This window comes from Achromobacter sp. 1014246743, assembly GCF_059760725.1.
Map to the genome: position 1 here is coordinate 1 of NZ_JCBANA010000104.1, position 17,565 is coordinate 17,565.

Genomic DNA, 17,565 nt, shown 5'->3' on the forward strand with positions numbered 1-17,565 from the left:
GGCCCGGCCGGCGCGGCCGCCGGGCCGGGGCGCTCCCCTTTCCAAGAGGTTGCACCATGGATATCTTCATTCAACTGGTCATCAATGGCCTGTTGCTGGGCGGCGCATACACCATCATCAGCCTGGGGCTGACGCTGATCTTCGGCGTCGTGCGCGTCGTGAACTTCGCCCACGGCGAATTCCTGATGATCGGCATGTACCTGGTCTATCTGATCGCCGCGCAGTTCGGCGTGCACCCGTACATCGGCCTGGTGCCGGTGGCGGTCATCCTGTTCGCGCTGGGCGCGCTGACGCAGAAAGGCATCATCCAGCCGCTGCTGAACGCCGACCAGCACATCCAGATCTTTGCCACGGTGGGCGTGTCCACCATCCTGCTGAACCTGGCCCTGGTGATCTTCGGGGCCAACGTCTACCGCGCGCCGGTCGAACTGGGCACCAACGCCATCGACGTGGGCGCCTATTCCATGGTGACGGGCCAGCTCATCACCTTCGTGGTGGGCATCAGCCTGGCCGTGCTGCTGCACCTGTTCATGCACCGCACCTACCTGGGCCGCGCGCTGCGCGCGGTGGCGCAGCACCGCTACGCCGCCACGTTGATGGGCGTGAACGTCAACAACGTCTACGCCATCGCCTTCGGCCTGGGCACCGCCTTCGTCGGCATCGCGGCCGGCCTGCTGGCGCCGCAGTACCCCGTGTTCCCGACGGTGGGCACCTACTTCGTGCTGACCGCCTTCGTGATCGTGGTGCTGGGCGGCCTGGGCAGCCTGTACGGCGCCGTTGCCGGGTCCATGATCATCGGCATCGTCGATACGCTGGCCGGCTACTACATCGCCCCCGACCTCAAAGAGGTCGTCTATTTCGGGATCTTCCTCTTGATCCTTGTCCTGCGACCGACCGGCCTGTTCGGCGTCGGTACAGAGTGATCAGAGCCACAAGGAGCGAGACGTGTTTCCCGACTTTCGAAGCCCCAAAGCCTACGTCAGCCTTATCCTGCTGATCGTCATGTTCATCGTGCCCGTCGTCCTGGGCACGCCGTTCTGGACCAATCTGTTCGTCCTGCTGTTCGTCTTTTCCGCCCTGTCGGTGGCCTGGAACATCGTCGGCGGCTACGCCGGCCAACTGTCGCTGGGCCATGCGGTGTTCTACGGCATCGGCGGCTACACCGCCACGCTGCTGACGCAGAACTTCGGCATCTCGCCCTGGTTCGGCATGCTGGCGGGCGCGGCCATCTCGGCGGCCGTGGCCATCCTGATCAGCTACCCCACGCTGCGGCTGCGCGGGCCGTTCTTCGCGCTGGCCACCATTGCCATCCTGGAAGTGGTGCGGCTGCTGGTCATCCACGAAGAAAGCTGGACCGGCGGCTCCAGCGGCATCAGCCTGCCGCTGAACATCGGCTGGGCCTGGATGGTGTTCCGCGAAAAGATCAACTACGTGATCATCGCGTTCGGCCTGTTCCTCGGGGTGACCTGGGTGTCGTGGTACATCCGCAAATCGCGCATCGGCCACTACCTGATCGCCATCCGCGAACGCGAGGACGCGGCGCTGGCGGTGGGCATTCCGACCGTGCGCGTGAAGATCATCGCCGCGGTGGTCTCGGCCATGCTGACCAGCGTGATCGGCACCTTCCACATCACCTACCTGACCTTCGTCGACCCCAGCTCCGCGTTTTCGCTGGAACTGTCGATCCAGGTCGCCATGTTCGCCCTGATCGGCGGCCTGGGCACGGTGGCCGGCCCCATCGCCGGCACCTTCCTGGTGCTGCCCATCGCCGAACTGGCGCGCGGCTGGCTGTCCAGCGTGGGCAACGGCATGCACGGGCTGATCTACGGCCTGATCCTGGTGGCGGTGGTGCTGACCATTCCGCGCGGCCTGGCCGGCGCCTTCGGCCCCGCCATCGAACGCGCGCTGGCGCGGCTGCCCTACCTGGGCACGCCGCGGGCCAAACGCAAGCTGAACGAGCCGGCCCGGCTGCACAACGCGGTCCGCAACGACCAGCCCGTGCTCAAGGCCGACAAGCTGTTCAAGAGCTTCGGCGGCCTGCGCGCCACCAACGACGTGTCGCTGACGCTGAATCAGCACGAGATCCTGGGCATGATCGGCCCCAACGGCGCCGGCAAGACCACGGTGTTCAACCTGCTGTCCGGCTTTCTGTCGCCGGACAAGGGCGCGGTGTCCATGCGCGATGCGCAGGGCAACTGGGTGGCCTGCACCACGCCGGACGAATTCGCGCACCAGGGGCTGGGGCGCACCTTCCAGATCGCCAAGCCCTTCACCGGCCTGACGGTGCTGGAAAACATCATGCTGGGCGCCTTCATCCGCACCGCTGACCGCGAGGAAGCCGAACAGATCGCCCTGAAGGTGGCCGAGGAAACCGACCTGCTCAAATACCTGAACACCGAGGCCCGCAGCCTGACGGTGGGCGGCATGAAGCGGCTGGAGATCGCCCGCGCCCTGGCCATCCGGCCGCGCATCCTGCTGCTGGACGAGGTGATGGCGGGCCTGAACCCCACCGACATCGAGAAATCCATCCAGATGATCCGCCGCATCCGCGACTCGGGCGTGTCGGTGCTGCTGATCGAACACATGATGCAGGCCACCATGGCGCTGTCTGACCGCATCATCGTGCTGAACGAAGGCGCGGTGCTGGTCAGCGGGGCGCCCAGGGACGTGGTCGAGAACCCCGCCGTCATCGAAGCCTATTTGGGCAAGGAGTACCAGGATGCTTAAGGTTTCGGATCTTTCGTCGGGCTACGGCAAGAGCCAGGTGCTCAACGGCCTGAACTTCGAGGTGCGCGCCGGCGAGATCGTCACGCTGATCGGCGCCAACGGCGCCGGCAAGACCACCACGCTCAAGACCCTGTGCGGCGTCATCGGCGCCACCACGGGCCGCGTGGAATTCGAAGGCCAGGACCTGACCAACCGCCCGCCCTTCGACATCGTCGACGCGGGCATCACCATGATCCCCGAAGGCCGCCAGCTGTTTCCGCACTTCACCGTGAAAGACAACCTGCTGATGGGCTCGTACAAGCGCGCCGCCCGCCCCATCGTGCAGCGAAAGCTGGAAGAAGTGCTGCAGATCTTTCCGCGGGTGCGCGAACGCCTGGGCCAGTATGCCGGCTCGCTATCGGGCGGCGAGCAGCAGATGGTGGCGATCGCGCGCGGCATGATGGCCGACCCCAAGCTGCTGGTGTTCGACGAGCCCTCGCTGGGGCTGTCGCCGCTGTTGGTGCAGCAGATGTTCGACATCATCCGCGACGTCACGGCGCACGGCGTCACCGTGCTGCTGGTCGAGCAGAACGTGTTCCGCACCCTGCGCCTGGCCGATCGCGGCTACGTGCTGGAGAACGGCGCCATCGTGCGCACCGGCACCGGCGCCGAGCTGCTGGCCGACCCCCATGTCAAGAAGGCCTACCTGGGCCACTGATTCTTCAAGGACCTGCCCTATATGTCTTTACGCTGCACATTCATCGACCACGGCAAGGGCGGCTCGCCCGACTGCCTGCGCCCGGCCGAACGCGAGATGGAATCGCCCACCGGCCGCCAGGTGCTGATCGAAGTCGCCTACGCGGGCGTCAACCGCCCCGACGTGCTGCAACGTTCCGGCTCGTACCCGCCCCCGCCCGGCGCGTCGCCCTACCTGGGCCTGGAAGTGTCCGGCACCATCATCGCCGTGGGCGCCCAGGCCACGCGCTGGAAGGTGGGCGACAAGGTCTGCGCGCTGACGCCCGGCGGCGGCTACGCCCAGTACTGCCTGGCCGACGAACGCCACTGCCTGCCGGTGCCGCGCGGCCTGGACCTGCTGGCGGCCGCCGCCATCCCCGAAAACTATTTCACGGTCTGGACCAACGTGTTCGACCGCGCCCGCCTTGCGGCCGGCGAGAAATTCCTGGTGCATGGCGGCTCCAGCGGCATCGGTCTCACGGCCATCCAGCTGGCGCGCGCCTTTGGCGCCGAGGTCTGGACCACCGTGGGCAATGCCGAGAAAGCCCGCGCCTGCCTGGCGGCCGGCGCGCACCACGCCTTGAATTACCGCGAGACGGACTTCGAGGCCGAGATCCGCGAGGCCACCCAGGGCGTCGACGTCATCCTGGACATGGTGGGCGGCCGCTACATCAACAAGAACATCCGCCTGCTGGCCGTGAATGGCCGCCTGGTGCAGATTGCCTTCCTCGAAGGCAGCAAGGCCGAGATCGACGCCCTGCCCATCATGACCAAACGGCTGTCGTTCACCGGATCCACCCTGCGTCCGCGGTCCGACGACGACAAGGGCGCCATCGCCCAGTCACTGGCCGACAAGGTGCTGCCGCTGATGGAACAAGGCCAGTGCCTGCCGCGCATCCACGCCGTGTTTCCGCTGGCCCGGGCCAACGAGGCCCATGCCCTGATGGAAAGCAGCGCGCACATCGGCAAGATCATGCTGCAGGTGCAGGCATGAGCGCGCGCTTCACCGGTCAGGTCGTCATCGTCACCGGCGCCGTGGGCGGCATCGGCTCGGCCATCGTCGAAGGCTTTCTGGCCGAAGGCGCGAAGGTCGGGCTGATCGACTTCAACGCCCAGGCCGGCCAGGCGTATGAAAAAGCGTTGCAAGCACGCGGCCACGCCGTGGCCTTCGTGCCTGCCGACGTGGCCCATTTCGACCAGTGCCAGGCCGCCTACGAGCGCATCACCCGCGATCTCGGCCCGGCCACCATCCTGGTCAACAACGTCGGCATCTCGCCCAAGACCGACGGCCGCGCGCTGAAGGTCTGGGAAATGACGCCCGGCGAATGGGACAAGGTGGTAGCGGTCAACCTGAACAGCGTCTTCTACATGACGCACCTGGCCGCGCCGCATATGGTCAAGCAGCGCCAGGGCCGTGTCATCAACATGTCGTCGGTGGCCGGCAAGGCCTACTGCGACATCGTCGCCGCGCACTATGCCGCCACCAAGGCGGCGCTGCTGGGCCTGACGCGCCACTGGGCCGCGGAACTGGGCGAATACGACGTCACCGTCAACGGCCTGGCCCCGGGGCGCATCAGCACGCCGCTGCTCAAGAGCGTGCCCAAGGAAATCAACGACGCCGTGGCCGACGTCACCGCCCTGCGCCGCCTGGGCACGCCGGAAGAAGTGGCCGATGCCTGCCTCTTCTTCGCATCGGACCAGGCGCGCTTCGTGACCGGGCTGGTGCTTGATGTGGCAGGTGGCTGGTTGATGACGTAGAAAGCAAAAGCCCCGCTGGTTCAATGAACCGGCAGGGCTTTTTTGTCTTGCCGGTCCGCCTCGGACGGACCGGCGATCCGGTGAACACCGGGACCGATCAGAAGTCCATGCTGGCGCTCAGCGAGAAGGTGCGCGGGCCGCCCAGCACCAGGTAGCCGTTGCCGGGGTAGCCGCCCACCGACGACCAGTAATTGCGGTTGGCGATATTGTCGACCCGGGCGCGCAGCGTCACCACGTGGCCGTCCACGTCCATCATGTAGCGCAGGCCGGCGTCAAAGCGCGTCCAGCCAGGCACCTTGAGCGTGTTGGCATCGTCCGCATAGGACGCCCCGGTGTAGACCACGCGGCCGTCCACGGCCAGGCCCTGCACGCCGGGAATGTCCCATTCCGCGCCCAGGTTGGCCTGGAAGCGCGGCACGCCGATCACGCGGTTGCCGTCGATGGCGGTGTTGCCGGTGGAACGCTGCTTGGCATCCAGGAAGGTCAGGCCGCCCAGCACGCGCACGGTCTTGATCGGTTCGCCAAACACGGTCAGCTCCACGCCCTGGTGGCGATCTTTGCCGGAGGCCGTGAACTTGTTGGACGCATCGTAGGACGCACGCGGCTTGTCGGTCGAGAACAGCGCCAGGCCCGCGCCCAGGCCGTCGCCGTCGTACTTGACGCCGATTTCCTTCTGCTTGGACACATACGGGGCCAGGCTCTCGCCGGCATTGGGTACCGGCTTGCCATTGGCGACCGTGGGCGCGGTGTCCCCCGCGACCAGCGCTTCGATGTAGTTGGCATACAGGGACACGCTGGGCGCCACCTTGAACACCAGGCCCGCGGCCGGCGAATTGCGGCTCTGGTCGTAGGCGCCGTTTTCCTTGCCGGTGTTGTAGGCATAGCTGCGCGAGGACAGGCGCTGGTGGCGAATGCCCAGGGTCAGCAGCACCTTGTCGTCCAGGAACGACAGGGTGTCGCCGAACGCGTAGCTGCTGGTGCGCGTGCGGCCTTGCAGCGCCGGATCATCGATATCGTTGCCGCGCAGCGCCTTGGCGCTGAACGCCGGCTGCGAATACGACTGCGGGTCGTAGATATTGGTCGGGAACGTATTGGCGTAGTCCATGATGTAGGCGTTCTTTTTCTTCAGGTCGAAGAAAGACGCCGACACCACGAATTCATGCCCGACCGGGCCGGTGCGCACCTTGGCGCGCAGCCCCACTTCACCCGTATTGACGCTGTCCTCGCGGGTGTTGTCAAAGCGGTAGAAATTGCCCGCCCCCGTGGACGCGTTGGTCAACGTGACGTTGCCCAGCGAATTCGCCTCGTCGCTGCGGCGCATGCCGAACGCCGCCCAGCCGGTCAGCTTGTCGCTGAAATCGTGCTCGGCGCGCACCGTGCCGAACCAGTCGCGCTCGTTGGAATAGGACCAGGGCTGCGCATAGTTGGAACTGGCATCGGGCGCGGCGGGCACGTGGTCCTTCAGGCCCACGACGCTGACGTTCGGCCGGGCGCGCTTGAGCTTGTTTTCCTGGAAGCCGATGTCGGCCGACAGGCGCGTATCGGCCGAGCGCCAATCCAGGCCCAGCGACACCAGGCTGGTGCGGGAATGTTCGTCGTCGATGGCCGTGTCCCCGCTGCGCTGCGCCGCGTTGATGCGGATGCCGGTGCTGTCGTCCGGGCCGAAGCGGCGCGCGATGTCGGTGGACACCTGGAACTGGCCGCCGCTGGACACGCCGGTGGTGATGCGGGTCAGCGGATCGTTCGGCGCACGCTTGGGCACCAGGTTGATCACGCCGCCGATGCCGCCGCCGTTGGGTGCCGCGCCGGTCAAAAAGGCGGTCGCGCCGCGCAGCACTTCCACGCGTTCGAACAGTTCAGTGGCGATGTACTGGCGCGGCAGCAGGCTGTACAGCCCGTTGTAGGCCACGTCATCCGAGCTCAGGATGAAGCCGCGGATGAAATACGATTCCTGGAAATTGCCGAAGCCGCGCGCCACGCGCACGCCCGGATCATTCTGCAGCACGTCGCCGACGCTGCGCGCCTGCCTGTCCTGGATCAGCTCGTTGGTATAGCTGGTGACGCTGAACGGGGTGCTCATGATGTCCTGCGTGCCCAGCACGCCGATGCGGCCGCCACGCGCCACCTGCCCGCCCGCATAGGGCTGGGCCAGGCCGCCGGCCGAGGCGTCGGCGCTGGCCTCGACCTTGATCGCTTCCATCGACACGACGGGGCTGTTGGCGGCGGCGGGCGCGGTGGATTGGGCATGGGCAATGGAATACGGCAAGGCCGCGACCACGCACGCAAGAGTTCGTAGTTTCATATCGGGATATCAAGAGGCGGGCGCTTCGCAAGAAGCTGGGAATCGCAAACATCCCGATGGAGGGTCACGCGGGTCAACGGCTGGCCACTCGAACTGCCGCGGGGCCGGACGGGCCGGCCCTGGCGAGCCTGTTCACCAAAGGGGATTGAGATCGTGCGAGATAGATTCTAGATAAAACGGAATCATTCTCATTGCGTCCCTTATATAGAAATTACCACTTGTTGCAGCGGTACAACGCCTGGGGCGCATTAGGCGCCGACGGGGCCGCCCGACGTTCAGCCCGGGGTCAGCGCCTGCCCGGCCTCACCCCTGCACGCCCGCCTCTTGCCGCAACGTGCCGAACTCCCCCGCTTCGTACGCCGCCATGGCTTGCGACAAGGCACGTGAGCTCGCCATCACGAACGGGCCGCGCTGGATCACGGGTTCGTCGATGGCAGGCCCCGCCACCAGCACGAAATGCGCGGGCGCACTGCCCGCGATCAACAGCAGCAGCCCGTCGCTGTCCGCCGAGGCGGCCAAGGCAGCCCCCTCGGCCAAGATGGCGAAATCGGGATCCACCACGCTTTTGACGCTGGCCGCAGGCCGTTTGCCCGCCGCAGCGGGGGACGTCCCGGCAGCGCCTTTCGCAGGCCCTGCGCCAGGTGCTCGACCCGCCGTGGGCCCTACCCAGCCGGCCGCCGTCGGCGCCCCGACCGCTGCCGGCGTGGTCTGGTGGCGCGCACGCACGCCCAATTCGCCCTGCACCGTGTACAGCCAGGCGTTCCACCCGGCCGGCAACGGCACCAGGCGCGACGCGCCCGGCCGCAGCCAGCCGTCCAGCACCAGCAACGGTTCCGGGGTATGCAGCGGCGCCTCCCAGCCGCCATAGCGGCCCGCCGCCACCCGCACGCGGCCGGCATCGGTCTGGATGACCGGCATCTCCCAGGCGCGCAGCAGCGAGGTGTCCGGCGCCAGCGATTTCAGCCGCTCCGGCAGGTTGACGAACATCTGCAAGCCATTCAATCGGGCTTCGCCCACCGGTTGCTGGGTGTGCACGATGCCGCGGCCGGCCAGCGTCCAGTGCAGGTCGCCCGCGCGGATCTCGTGGTCGTGGTGCACGCTGTCGCGGCTGCGCATGGCGCCGCGCGTGTCTTCCAGCAGCAAGGTCACCGCCGACATGCCCGCATGCGGGTGCGGCGCAAAGGTAGGGCCGGTCATGACGAAATGGTCCACCAGCACCAGGGGCGACATGCCCTGCGGGAAATCGGTATGGCGGAATTGACGGAGGGAACAGGCGTCGCCCGCCGGTTCAAAGGGGCGGGCCACGGGGGGGCTGAGGCGGATGGTCAAGGATGTGCTGCCTGGTTATTACCTGACGCAGAGCTTATGGGTTCTGCCGGGCGCACAGTAGAGTCGGATTTCAGGAATAATTGTCCTGTTAAGCAGGACAATTCTTCGCGTAAACCCCATGAACACGTACATCCATCACCTCGACGATCTTCTGCTTTTCAGCGAGGTGGTGGAGAAAGGCGGCTTTTCCGCCGCCGCCCGCGTGCTGAACATGCAGCGCTCCAAGCTGAGCCGGCGCGTGGCCGAACTGGAGGCGCGGCTGGGCATGCGCCTGCTCCAGCGCAACACCCGCCGGGTGTCGCTCACCCCGATGGGCGAGCAGATCTACGTGCACGCCCTGGCCATGGCGCGCGAAGCCCGCAGCGCCTTCGACCTGGCCGCGTCGATGGGTGACACGCCCAGTGGCCTGCTGCGCATGACGGCGCCGTCGGCGCTGGCCGTGACCCTGGTGGGCGACCTGGTGGCCCGCTTCTGCCTGAAGCATCCCGGCGTGCGCGTCCTGCTGGACACCCGCGACCAGATCATCGACCTGGTGGGCGAAGGCTACGACCTGGCCTTCCGCGCCCAGGGGGCCTCGCTCACCGATTCCCGGCTGGTCGCACGCGAGCTGGCGCCAGTGCCCTTGATTCTTGTGTGCGCCCCCGGCATGGCCCTGGCCGCGCCGCGCTACCCGCGCGACCTGAACACGCTGCCCCTGTTGGCCCATGCTACGCAGGACAGTCCGCAAAGCTGGCATTTCGTCGGCCCGGCAGGCGAAGCCGAATCCGTGGAATTCCGGCCGCGGTGCCTGAGCAGCAACCTGGCGGCGCTGCGCGAAATGGCGCGCGCCGGGCTGGGTGTGGCGCTGCTGCCGCATTACCTGTGCGCCGGCGCGCTGGCCAGGGGCGACCTGGTGCAGATCCTGCCCGCCTGGCACACGGCGCCGGCACGCATCTACGCGGTCATGCCCGCCCGCCGCGGCGCGCCGTTGGCGCTGCGGCGCTTCCTGGAGTTCGCGGTGGCGGAACTGCCGGCGCTGGTGGCCTGAGCGCGCGCCGCATGGCCAGGCGGGCCCAAGACCTGGAGGCGCCCAGCCGGGGATCGCCCAGGCCAGGACGCGCCTCAATCCAGCTTGATCTGGTTGGCCTGGATCACCGCCCCCCAGCGCTCGCGGTCTTCGGCCACATAGGCGTCGACCTCGGCCTGGTTGCGCGGCGCCTGGATCACCAGTCCCTGCACCTGGAACCGATCGCGAAAGTCCGGCTGCCGCATCACCGCCGCCACGGCCTCCTGCAGGCGGCGGGATTCGGCCGACGGCGTTGCCTTGGGCACGGCCAGGCCAAACCAGGTGGCCGCGCGAAACCCCGGAAAGCCGCTTTCCGCCACGGTGGGCACGTCCGGCAGCACGGGCAGGCGTTCACGGGTGGTCACCGCCAGCGCCTTGAGCTTCTTGTCGCGCACCAGCGGCAACGACGTGCTGATGACGTCCACCATCAGCTGTGTGTCGTTGCTCATCAGCGAACTGAGCGCGGGCGCGCTGCCGTTGTAAGGGATGTGCGCCACGTCGATGCCGGTGCGCGACTTCAACAGCTCGGTAGCCAGTTGCAAGGGATTGCCGATGCCCACCGAGGCGTAGTTCAGCTTGCCCGGCCGGGCGCGGGCATAGTCGACGAATTGCGCCAGCGTGGCGGCCGGCACGTCGTTGTTGGCCACCACCACCAGCGGCAATTCCGCCACCACCGACAGCACGCGGAAATCGCGCGCGGCGTCGTACGAGATTTTTTGGTAAAGCATGGGGTTGAGCACCATGCTGGCGTTGCTGGCCAGGAACACCGTGTAGCCGTCGGGCTGGGCCCGCGCCACCTGGGTGGCGGCGATCATGGTGTTGGCGCCCGGCTTGTTTTCCACCACCACGGGCTGCGCCAGTTCCTGCGACAGCCGCTCGGCCAGCACCCGCGCCAGCTGGTCGGCCGACCCGCCCGGCGTATACGGCACCACCAGCTTGACCGGGTGGTCGGGAAACGCCGCCCACGCCGGCAACGCCCCGGCGGCAATCAGCAACAGGGCGGCCGAGAGGCGGCCGAACGTGTGAATCATCCTCGACATGGTTGTCTCCCCAGTGTCATTGTGTGATGCGCAATATGGGCTTGCGCTGGCGGTGCTGCATGGGCAACCGCGCCAGGCCTGGCGGTCACGGACGCGGCGTTGTGTTCTTGTATCGAGCGAAGATGCGCGCTACACCTTCCTTTCCTGGCCGGCCCAGAAGGTGTCGCGCAGGCGCCGTTTGGCGATCTTGCCGTTGTCGTCGCGCGGCAATGCGGCCTGCAGGCGCAGTTCGCGCGGCACCTTGAAACGCGCAATGCGCCCCGCCAGCCACAGCAGCGCCTCTTCGGGCTGCACGTGCGCGTCCGCCGCCGGCTGCACCAGCGCCAGCAGGCGCTCGCCGAACTCGTCGTCGGGCACGCCGAACACCGCGCAATCGGCCACCCCCGGGTACTGCATCAGGTGGTGCTCGATTTCCGCCGGGTAGATGTTCACGCCGCCCGAAATGACCAGATCGGATTCGCGGTCGCACACGAACAGGTAGCCGTCTTCATCCACGTAGCCCAGATCGCCCAGGCCGATCAGGCCGTCGTGCTCGATGCGGCGGCGGGCGTCGGGGTGGTTGCGATAGGTGAAGTCGGCATAGGCCGGCTGGCGCACGAAAATGCGACCGACCCGCCCCGGTGCGCACGCGGCGCCGTCCTCGCCGACGATGCGCACCTGCGCGCCGCCGATGGGCCGACCGGCGCTGCCGGGCCGCACCAGCGCCTCTTGCGAGCCGATGGCCGTCACCATGCCGGCCTCGCTGGACGCGTAGGTTTCGTGGATGACGGGCCCCAGCCAGTCGATCATGGCGCGCTTGAGCGCCGGTGCGCACGGCGCCCCGGTGGAGGCCACGAAACGCAGCGACGACAGGTCGAACGACGCGCGCACCGCAGGGTCCAGTTTCAACAGGCGCACATACATGATGGGCACCAGGTAGATCGTGTCGATGCGGTGCCGTTCGATCAGGCGCAGCACCTCGACAGGATCGAAGCGCGGGGTGACGACCAGCGTATCGCAGACCCGCAGCGCCACCTGGGCAAAGACGCTGGGCGCGCTGTGGTAGATAGGCGCCGGCAGCAGTGCCCGGCAGCCGGCCCGCAAGCCATAGGCCTGTTCGACGACGGCCTCGACGGCCGCCAGGCGCTGCGGCAGCTGATCCAGCGGAAACGGTTCACGCACCACGCCCTTGGGGCGGCCGGTGGTGCCCGACGTATAGGCCATGTGGCCACGCGGGGCCACCACGGGGCCGTCGTAGGGGGCATGCGCGTCGCGCCAGGCGGCGTAGTCGTCGGCGGCGCCCGCAGCGCCCACCCGCAAGGCGGGCAGGTCGGCGGGCAGCGCGGCCTGCACCGCCGGCCACAGATCGGCTTCGGCGATGAGCAGCCGGGCGCCGCTGTCGGTCACCAGAAAGGCCACCTCGGAAGGCGTGTAGTGCCAGTTGATGGGGCAGTAGTAGCAGCCCAGGCGCTTGCAGGCCTGGATGATTTCCAGGTAGGGCATGCCGTTGCGCAGCAGCACCGCCACCACGTCGCCTTCACCCACCCCCATCGCCGCCAGCCCGGCCGCGACCTGCTCGCCGCGCTCGGCCAGCGTGGCGCGGTCCAGCACGGCATCGCCGACGATGATCTGTCCGGCGCCAGCGGACGCTGCGGGCGCCGTGGCGCGATGCTCCGACGCCCTCATGCCCGGCCCGCCGAACGCTGCGCCTTGTCTTCGGCATTGCGCGCCTCGATGGCGGCGCGGGCCGCGGCCCAGTCGTCGTCGGTCCATTCGAAGTACTGCTTGAAGTAGGCGCCGTTGGCCAGGTAGTCGCCGCCGTCCAGCGCGATGGTCTGGCCGTTGATCCAGTCGTTGCCCGGCGCCAGCAGGAAAGCGGCAAGTTCGCCGATGTCCTGGTCCTGGCCGAGGCGCTGCATGGGATTCTGCCTGACCAGGGCGTCGGTGCCCGTATCGTTGGGCCGCAGCCGGGCCGACGCACCCTCGGTGGGAATGACCCCGGGCGCGATGGCGTTCAGGCGGATGCCGCGACGGCCCCATTCCACCGCCAGCGACTTGGTCATGGCGTCGATGCCGGCCTTGGACATGGCCGAGGGCACCACGAAGGGCGAACCGGTCCAGACCCAGGTGACCACGATGGACACCACCGCCCCGGATGCCCCCGTGGCGATCCAGCGCTTGCCCACGGCCTGCGTCATGTAGAACGTGCCGCGAAACACCGTGTCGGCGATGGCGTTGAAGCCGCGCTCGGACAGTTTTTCGGTGGGGCTGATGAAATTGCCCGCGGCGTTGTTGACCAGCGCGTCCAGTCCGCCGTGATCGGCCCAGATGCCAGCCACCATGGCGTCCACCGCGCTGGCGTCGCGGATGTCCACCGCATGGGCATGGGCCTGGCCGCCAAAATCGCGCCGCAGCGCCTCGGCGGCCTGCTCCAGCACCGCCAGGCGGCGTCCGCAGATGTGCACCGTGGCGCCCAGCGCCGCCAACTGCCGGGCCATGGCGTAGCCCAGCCCGGTGCCGCCGCCGGTGACGAGGATGCGCTGGCCCTGGAACAGATCGGCGCGGAACATGGTTTGTCGCATGGGGTGTCTCCTTGTGTTTGATTTCAGAGTATCAATGGCCTTGTTCCGCGACAATGCCCTGATTTGACTAAACTATGTTTCCTGACAGGCAACAATGAGGCAAGCCATGGCCGCCCTGCCCGCCCTGGACCTGAACCTGATCCAGCTGTTCGTGACCATCGTGGAAGCCGGCACGCTGAGCGAAGCCGCGCTGCGCCAGGGCGTGACGCGTTCGCACGTAAGCCGCAACCTGCAGAAGCTGGAACGCGCCTTTGGCGCCCAGTTGATCCGGCGCACCACCCGCCGACTGGAACTGACCCACGAAGGCACGGTGCTGTACGAACACGGCGCCCGCATGGCGCGCGAGGTTGAATCGGCCCGCCACGCCCTGCAGAAGCTGGGCACCGAACCCACCGGCCACGTACGCCTGAGCCTGCCTACCGGCCTGGGCGAACTGGAAGCCTTGCGCCCGCTGCTGGTGCGCTTTGCGCTGAACCATCCCAGTCTCAGCCTGCGGGTGCTGTTTTCGAACCGGGTGAGCGACCTCATTTCGTCCGAGATCGATGTGGCGCTGCGGGTCATCTCGACCCCGCCCCAAGACTACGTGGCGCGCGAACTGGGCCGCATCAAGTGGCACCTGTGCGCCGCACCCGACTACCTGGCGCGGATGGGCGCCCCCGCCCACCCGCGCGACCTGGGCCGGCTGGACTTCCTGGCCCCGCCCGGTCCCAAGCCCCAGGTGACGCTGCGGCTGCACCGCAAGGGCCAGGTATACGAGACCAAGCTGGCGCCCCGCCTGCAATCCGAATACTTCCCCTTCCTGGCCCAGGCCGCCCGCGACGGCGCCGGGGTGGCGCTGCTGCCGGCCTACATCGTGCAGCCCGACCTGCGGACCGCGCGGCTGGCCCCGGTGCTACAGGCCTACCAGGCCGAGGGGCCGGGCGACAAGCTCTATATCCTGACCTCGCCCACCCCCTACCCGTCCACGGCCCAGCGCGCCCTGGTGGACTTCCTGAAAACAGAACTGGAGCCGCTGTTGCGCGATTTCCTGGCCTGACCGGCCGCCATGCGCCTGTAGGACTTCTTTGTTAAAAAAAGGGGACTTGCAGGGATGGCGCGCCTGCTCCAAAGTAGCGCTTTGGGCATGCAGCCCTCGACGGGCGCCAGATACCGGGGCGCCCCAGGCGGGGCCCGGATTGCCGGGCGCAGCCAGGCCCTGACGGTGCCGAGGAACTTTGACGTGCCCTTCAAGTCTTATATAAGATATAAGACACCAGCCAGACCGCGCCGCTGTCGCCTACAATGACAAACGCGTCGAAACGCCTGAAAATGCCGGCTTTACGCGGGCGAAACCACGGAGTCCATCATGCCGCACAACACCCTAGACACACTCAAGAATTTCAAGATCGGCAACAAGTCCTGTCAGTTCTACTCGCTGCCGGCGCTGGGCAAGTCCCTGGGCATCGATGTGCAGCGTTTGCCGGTCTCCATTCGCATCGTGCTGGAATCGGTGCTGCGCAACTGCGACGGCAAGAAGGTCACTGAAGAACACGTGCGCCAGCTGGCCGCCTGGCAAGCCAACGCCAAGCGCGAAGACGAAATTCCCTTCGTGGTCGCCCGGGTGGTGCTGCAGGACTTCACCGGCGTGCCCCTGCTGGCCGACATCGCCGCCATGCGTTCGGTGGCCGACAAGATGGGCAAGAGCCCCAAGAGCATCGAACCCCTGGTGCCGGTCGACCTGGTGGTCGACCACTCGGTCATGATCGACTACTTCGGCACGAAGGACGCGCTGGACCTGAACATGAAGCTGGAATTCAAGCGCAACCAAGAGCGCTACCAGTTCATGAAGTGGGGCATGCAGGCCTTTGACACCTTCGGCGTGGTGCCCCCGGGCTTCGGCATCGTCCACCAGGTCAACCTGGAATACCTGGCGCGCGGCGTGCACCAGGACAAGAAGAACAACGTCTACTACCCTGACTCCCTGGTGGGCACCGACAGCCACACCACCATGATCAACGGCATCGGCGTGGTCGGCTGGGGCGTGGGCGGCATCGAGGCCGAAGCCGGCATGCTGGGCCAGCCGGTGTACTTCCTGACCCCCGACGTGGTCGGCGTGGAACTCAAGGGCAAGCTGCGCGGCGGTGTCACCGCCACCGACCTGGTCCTGACCATTACCGAAATGCTGCGCCGTGAAAAAGTGGTCGGCAAGTTCGTGGAATTCTGTGGCGAAGGCACGGCCAGCCTGTCAGTGGCCGAACGCGCCACCATCGGCAACATGGCGCCCGAGTACGGCGCCACCATGGGCTTTTTCCCGGTCGACGGCCGCACCATCGACTACTTCCGCGGCACCGGCCGCACCGAAGACGAGATCGCCGCGTTCGAAGCCTACTTCAAGGCGCAGAACATGTTCGGCGTGCCCGCCGCCAAGGACATCAACTTCACCAAGCTGCTGACGCTGGACCTGTCCACCGTCGCCCCGTCGCTGGCCGGCCCCAAGCGCCCGCAAGACCGCATCGAAATCGGCAACGTCAAGAACACCTTCATCGACCTGTTCTCCAAGCCGGTGGCCGAAAACGGCTTCAACCAGCCCGCCGAGAAGCTGCAGCAGACCTTCACCACCAGCACCGGCACCAAGGTCAAGAACGGCGACATCCTCATCGCCGCCATCACCTCGTGCACCAACACGTCCAACCCCAGCGTGCTGCTGGCCGCGGGCCTGCTGGCCAAGAAGGCCGTCGAAGCCGGCCTGAAGGTGCCCAAGCACATCAAGACCTCGCTGGCCCCCGGCTCGCGCGTGGTCACCGAATACCTGACCAAGACGGGCCTGTTGCCCTACCTGGAAAAGCTGGGCTTCGACGTCGCCGCCTACGGCTGCACCACCTGCATCGGCAACGCCGGCGACCTGACGCCCGACCTGAACGACGTCATCACCAGCAACGACCTGGTCTGCTCGGCCGTGCTGTCCGGCAACCGCAACTTCGAAGCGCGCATCCACCCGAACATCAAGGCCAACTTCCTGGCCTCGCCCCCGCTGGTCGTGGCCTACGCCCTGGCCGGCACGGTCACGCGCGACCTGATGACCGAGCCCGTGGGCCGTGGCAAGAAGGGCGACATCTGGCTGGGCGACATCTGGCCCACCACCGAAGAAGTCGAATCGCTGCTCAAGTACGCCCTGGACCCCAAGGCGTTCGAGGCCAACTACGGCCAGGTCAAGAGCAACCCGGGCAAGCTCTGGGAAAACATCAAGGGCGTCAACGGCGACACCTACAACTGGCCCGATTCCACGTACATCGCCGAACCGCCCTTCTTCGATGGCTTCGGCATGACGCCGGGCGCGATGCCCGCCGTCAAGAACGCCCGCGCGCTGGGCGTGTTCGGCGACTCGGTCACCACCGACCACATCTCGCCGGCCGGCTCCATCAAGGAAACCTCGCCCGCGGGCAAGTGGCTCAAGGAACACGGCGTCATGAAGGCCGATTTCAACAGCTACGGTTCGCGCCGCGGCAACCATGAAATCATGATGCGCGGCACCTTCGCCAACGTGCGCATCAAGAACCTCATGATTCCCCCGCTGGCCGATGGCAGCCGCTTCGAAGGCGGCGACACGCTGTTCCAGCCCAGCGGCGAACAGATGTCCATTTACGACGCGGCCATGAAGTACGTGGCGGCCGGCACGCCCACCGTGGTGTTCGGCGGCGAAGAATACGGCACCGGCTCGTCGCGCGACTGGGCCGCCAAGGGCACCCAGCTGCTGGGCGTGAAGGCCGTCATCACCCGCAGCTTCGAACGCATCCACCGCAGCAACCTGGTCGGCATGGGCGTGCTGCCCCTGCAGTTCAAGGGCGGCGACAGCGTGCAGTCGCTGGGCATCACCGGCGAAGAAACCTACGACATCTCGGGCCTGGAAAACGGCATCAAGCCGATGCAGGACGTCACGCTGACCATCACCCGCAAGGATGGCTCGAAGCAGGATGTGACGGTGCTGCTGCGCATCGACACCCCGATCGAAGTCGACTACTACCAGCACGGTGGCATCCTGCCCTTCGTGCTGCGCCAGCTGCTGGCCGCGTAAGCGCCTGGGCAAGCAAGACAAAGCCCCCGGAACCTGAC

13 protein-coding genes are annotated in these 17,565 nt (G+C 67.1%); 8 read left to right on the forward strand and 5 right to left on the reverse strand.

Features of this window, described 5'->3' with window-relative positions; genetic code table 11:
* Positions 1-56 precede the first annotated feature (56 nt).
* Genes AC6LJ2_RS28365 through AC6LJ2_RS28385 form a run of 5 tightly spaced genes read left to right on the forward strand, consistent with a single transcriptional unit; the run spans position 57 to position 5,199 of the window.
* Entirely contained in the window at positions 57-923 is an 867-nt protein-coding gene (locus AC6LJ2_RS28365) for a branched-chain amino acid ABC transporter permease (protein ID WP_175193098.1), read from the forward strand.
* A 22-nt stretch (positions 924-945) separates the two neighbouring features.
* Positions 946-2,727 carry a branched-chain amino acid ABC transporter ATP-binding protein/permease gene (locus AC6LJ2_RS28370; RefSeq protein WP_445657049.1) on the forward strand — a complete coding sequence of 594 codons (1,782 nt, stop codon included), beginning with the start codon at positions 946-948 and terminating at the stop codon, positions 2,725-2,727.
* Complete coding sequence (locus tag AC6LJ2_RS28375) at positions 2,720-3,424, forward strand: ABC transporter ATP-binding protein (RefSeq protein ID WP_025140547.1); 705 nt, start codon at positions 2,720-2,722, stop codon at positions 3,422-3,424. Before AC6LJ2_RS28370 ends, AC6LJ2_RS28375 begins: the two co-directional genes overlap by 8 nt.
* Positions 3,425-3,445: 21 nt before the next feature.
* Complete coding sequence (locus tag AC6LJ2_RS28380) at positions 3,446-4,435, forward strand: NAD(P)H-quinone oxidoreductase (protein WP_445657050.1); 990 nt, start codon at positions 3,446-3,448, stop codon at positions 4,433-4,435.
* Positions 4,432-5,199 carry an SDR family oxidoreductase gene (locus AC6LJ2_RS28385; protein WP_498152647.1) on the forward strand — a complete coding sequence of 256 codons (768 nt, stop codon included), beginning with the start codon at positions 4,432-4,434 and terminating at the stop codon, positions 5,197-5,199. The genes AC6LJ2_RS28380 and AC6LJ2_RS28385 overlap by 4 nt, the downstream gene beginning before the upstream one ends.
* A 97-nt stretch (positions 5,200-5,296) precedes the next feature.
* Here AC6LJ2_RS28385 and AC6LJ2_RS28390 read toward each other — a convergent pair whose 3' ends face one another.
* Together AC6LJ2_RS28390 and AC6LJ2_RS28395 are read right to left on the reverse strand one after the other, a co-directional pair.
* A complete protein-coding gene (locus tag AC6LJ2_RS28390; protein WP_498152648.1) occupies positions 5,297-7,501 on the reverse strand; it encodes a TonB-dependent receptor in 2,205 nt (734 codons plus the stop codon).
* Between the two features lie 303 nt (positions 7,502-7,804).
* Positions 7,805-8,830, reverse strand: coding sequence for a pirin family protein (locus AC6LJ2_RS28395; protein ID WP_498152649.1), 1,026 nt, complete (start codon positions 8,828-8,830; stop codon positions 7,805-7,807).
* 118 nt (positions 8,831-8,948) lie between these two features.
* Between AC6LJ2_RS28395 and AC6LJ2_RS28400 the strand changes: the two genes are divergently transcribed.
* Positions 8,949-9,857: a LysR substrate-binding domain-containing protein gene (locus tag AC6LJ2_RS28400; protein WP_263913546.1), complete on the forward strand. Its 909-nt coding sequence runs from the start codon at positions 8,949-8,951 to the stop codon at positions 9,855-9,857.
* 74 nt (positions 9,858-9,931) lie between these two features.
* On the opposite strand, the gene AC6LJ2_RS28405 is transcribed toward AC6LJ2_RS28400, so the two are convergent.
* From AC6LJ2_RS28405 to AC6LJ2_RS28415, 3 genes are all read right to left on the reverse strand, one after another.
* On the reverse strand, positions 9,932-10,915 hold the full coding sequence (locus AC6LJ2_RS28405) for a Bug family tripartite tricarboxylate transporter substrate binding protein (protein ID WP_498152650.1): 984 nt from the start codon (positions 10,913-10,915) through the stop codon (positions 9,932-9,934).
* Between the two features lie 129 nt (positions 10,916-11,044).
* The gene (locus tag AC6LJ2_RS28410; protein ID WP_263913545.1) at positions 11,045-12,580 is read right to left on the reverse strand and encodes an AMP-binding protein; all 1,536 of its coding nucleotides are present in this window, start codon (positions 12,578-12,580) and stop codon (positions 11,045-11,047) included.
* The gene (locus AC6LJ2_RS28415; protein WP_445659195.1) at positions 12,577-13,464 is read right to left on the reverse strand and encodes an SDR family oxidoreductase; all 888 of its coding nucleotides are present in this window, start codon (positions 13,462-13,464) and stop codon (positions 12,577-12,579) included. Before AC6LJ2_RS28415 ends, AC6LJ2_RS28410 begins: the two co-directional genes overlap by 4 nt.
* Before the next feature lie 118 nt (positions 13,465-13,582).
* Here AC6LJ2_RS28415 and AC6LJ2_RS28420 point away from each other — a divergent pair, with 118 nt between their 5' ends.
* A complete protein-coding gene (locus AC6LJ2_RS28420) occupies positions 13,583-14,512 on the forward strand; it encodes a LysR substrate-binding domain-containing protein (RefSeq protein ID WP_263913544.1) in 930 nt (309 codons plus the stop codon).
* 309 nt (positions 14,513-14,821) lie between these two features.
* Positions 14,822-17,527, forward strand: coding sequence for an aconitate hydratase AcnA (acnA, locus tag AC6LJ2_RS28425; RefSeq protein ID WP_263913543.1), 2,706 nt, complete (start codon positions 14,822-14,824; stop codon positions 17,525-17,527).
* Positions 17,528-17,565 lie beyond the last annotated feature (38 nt).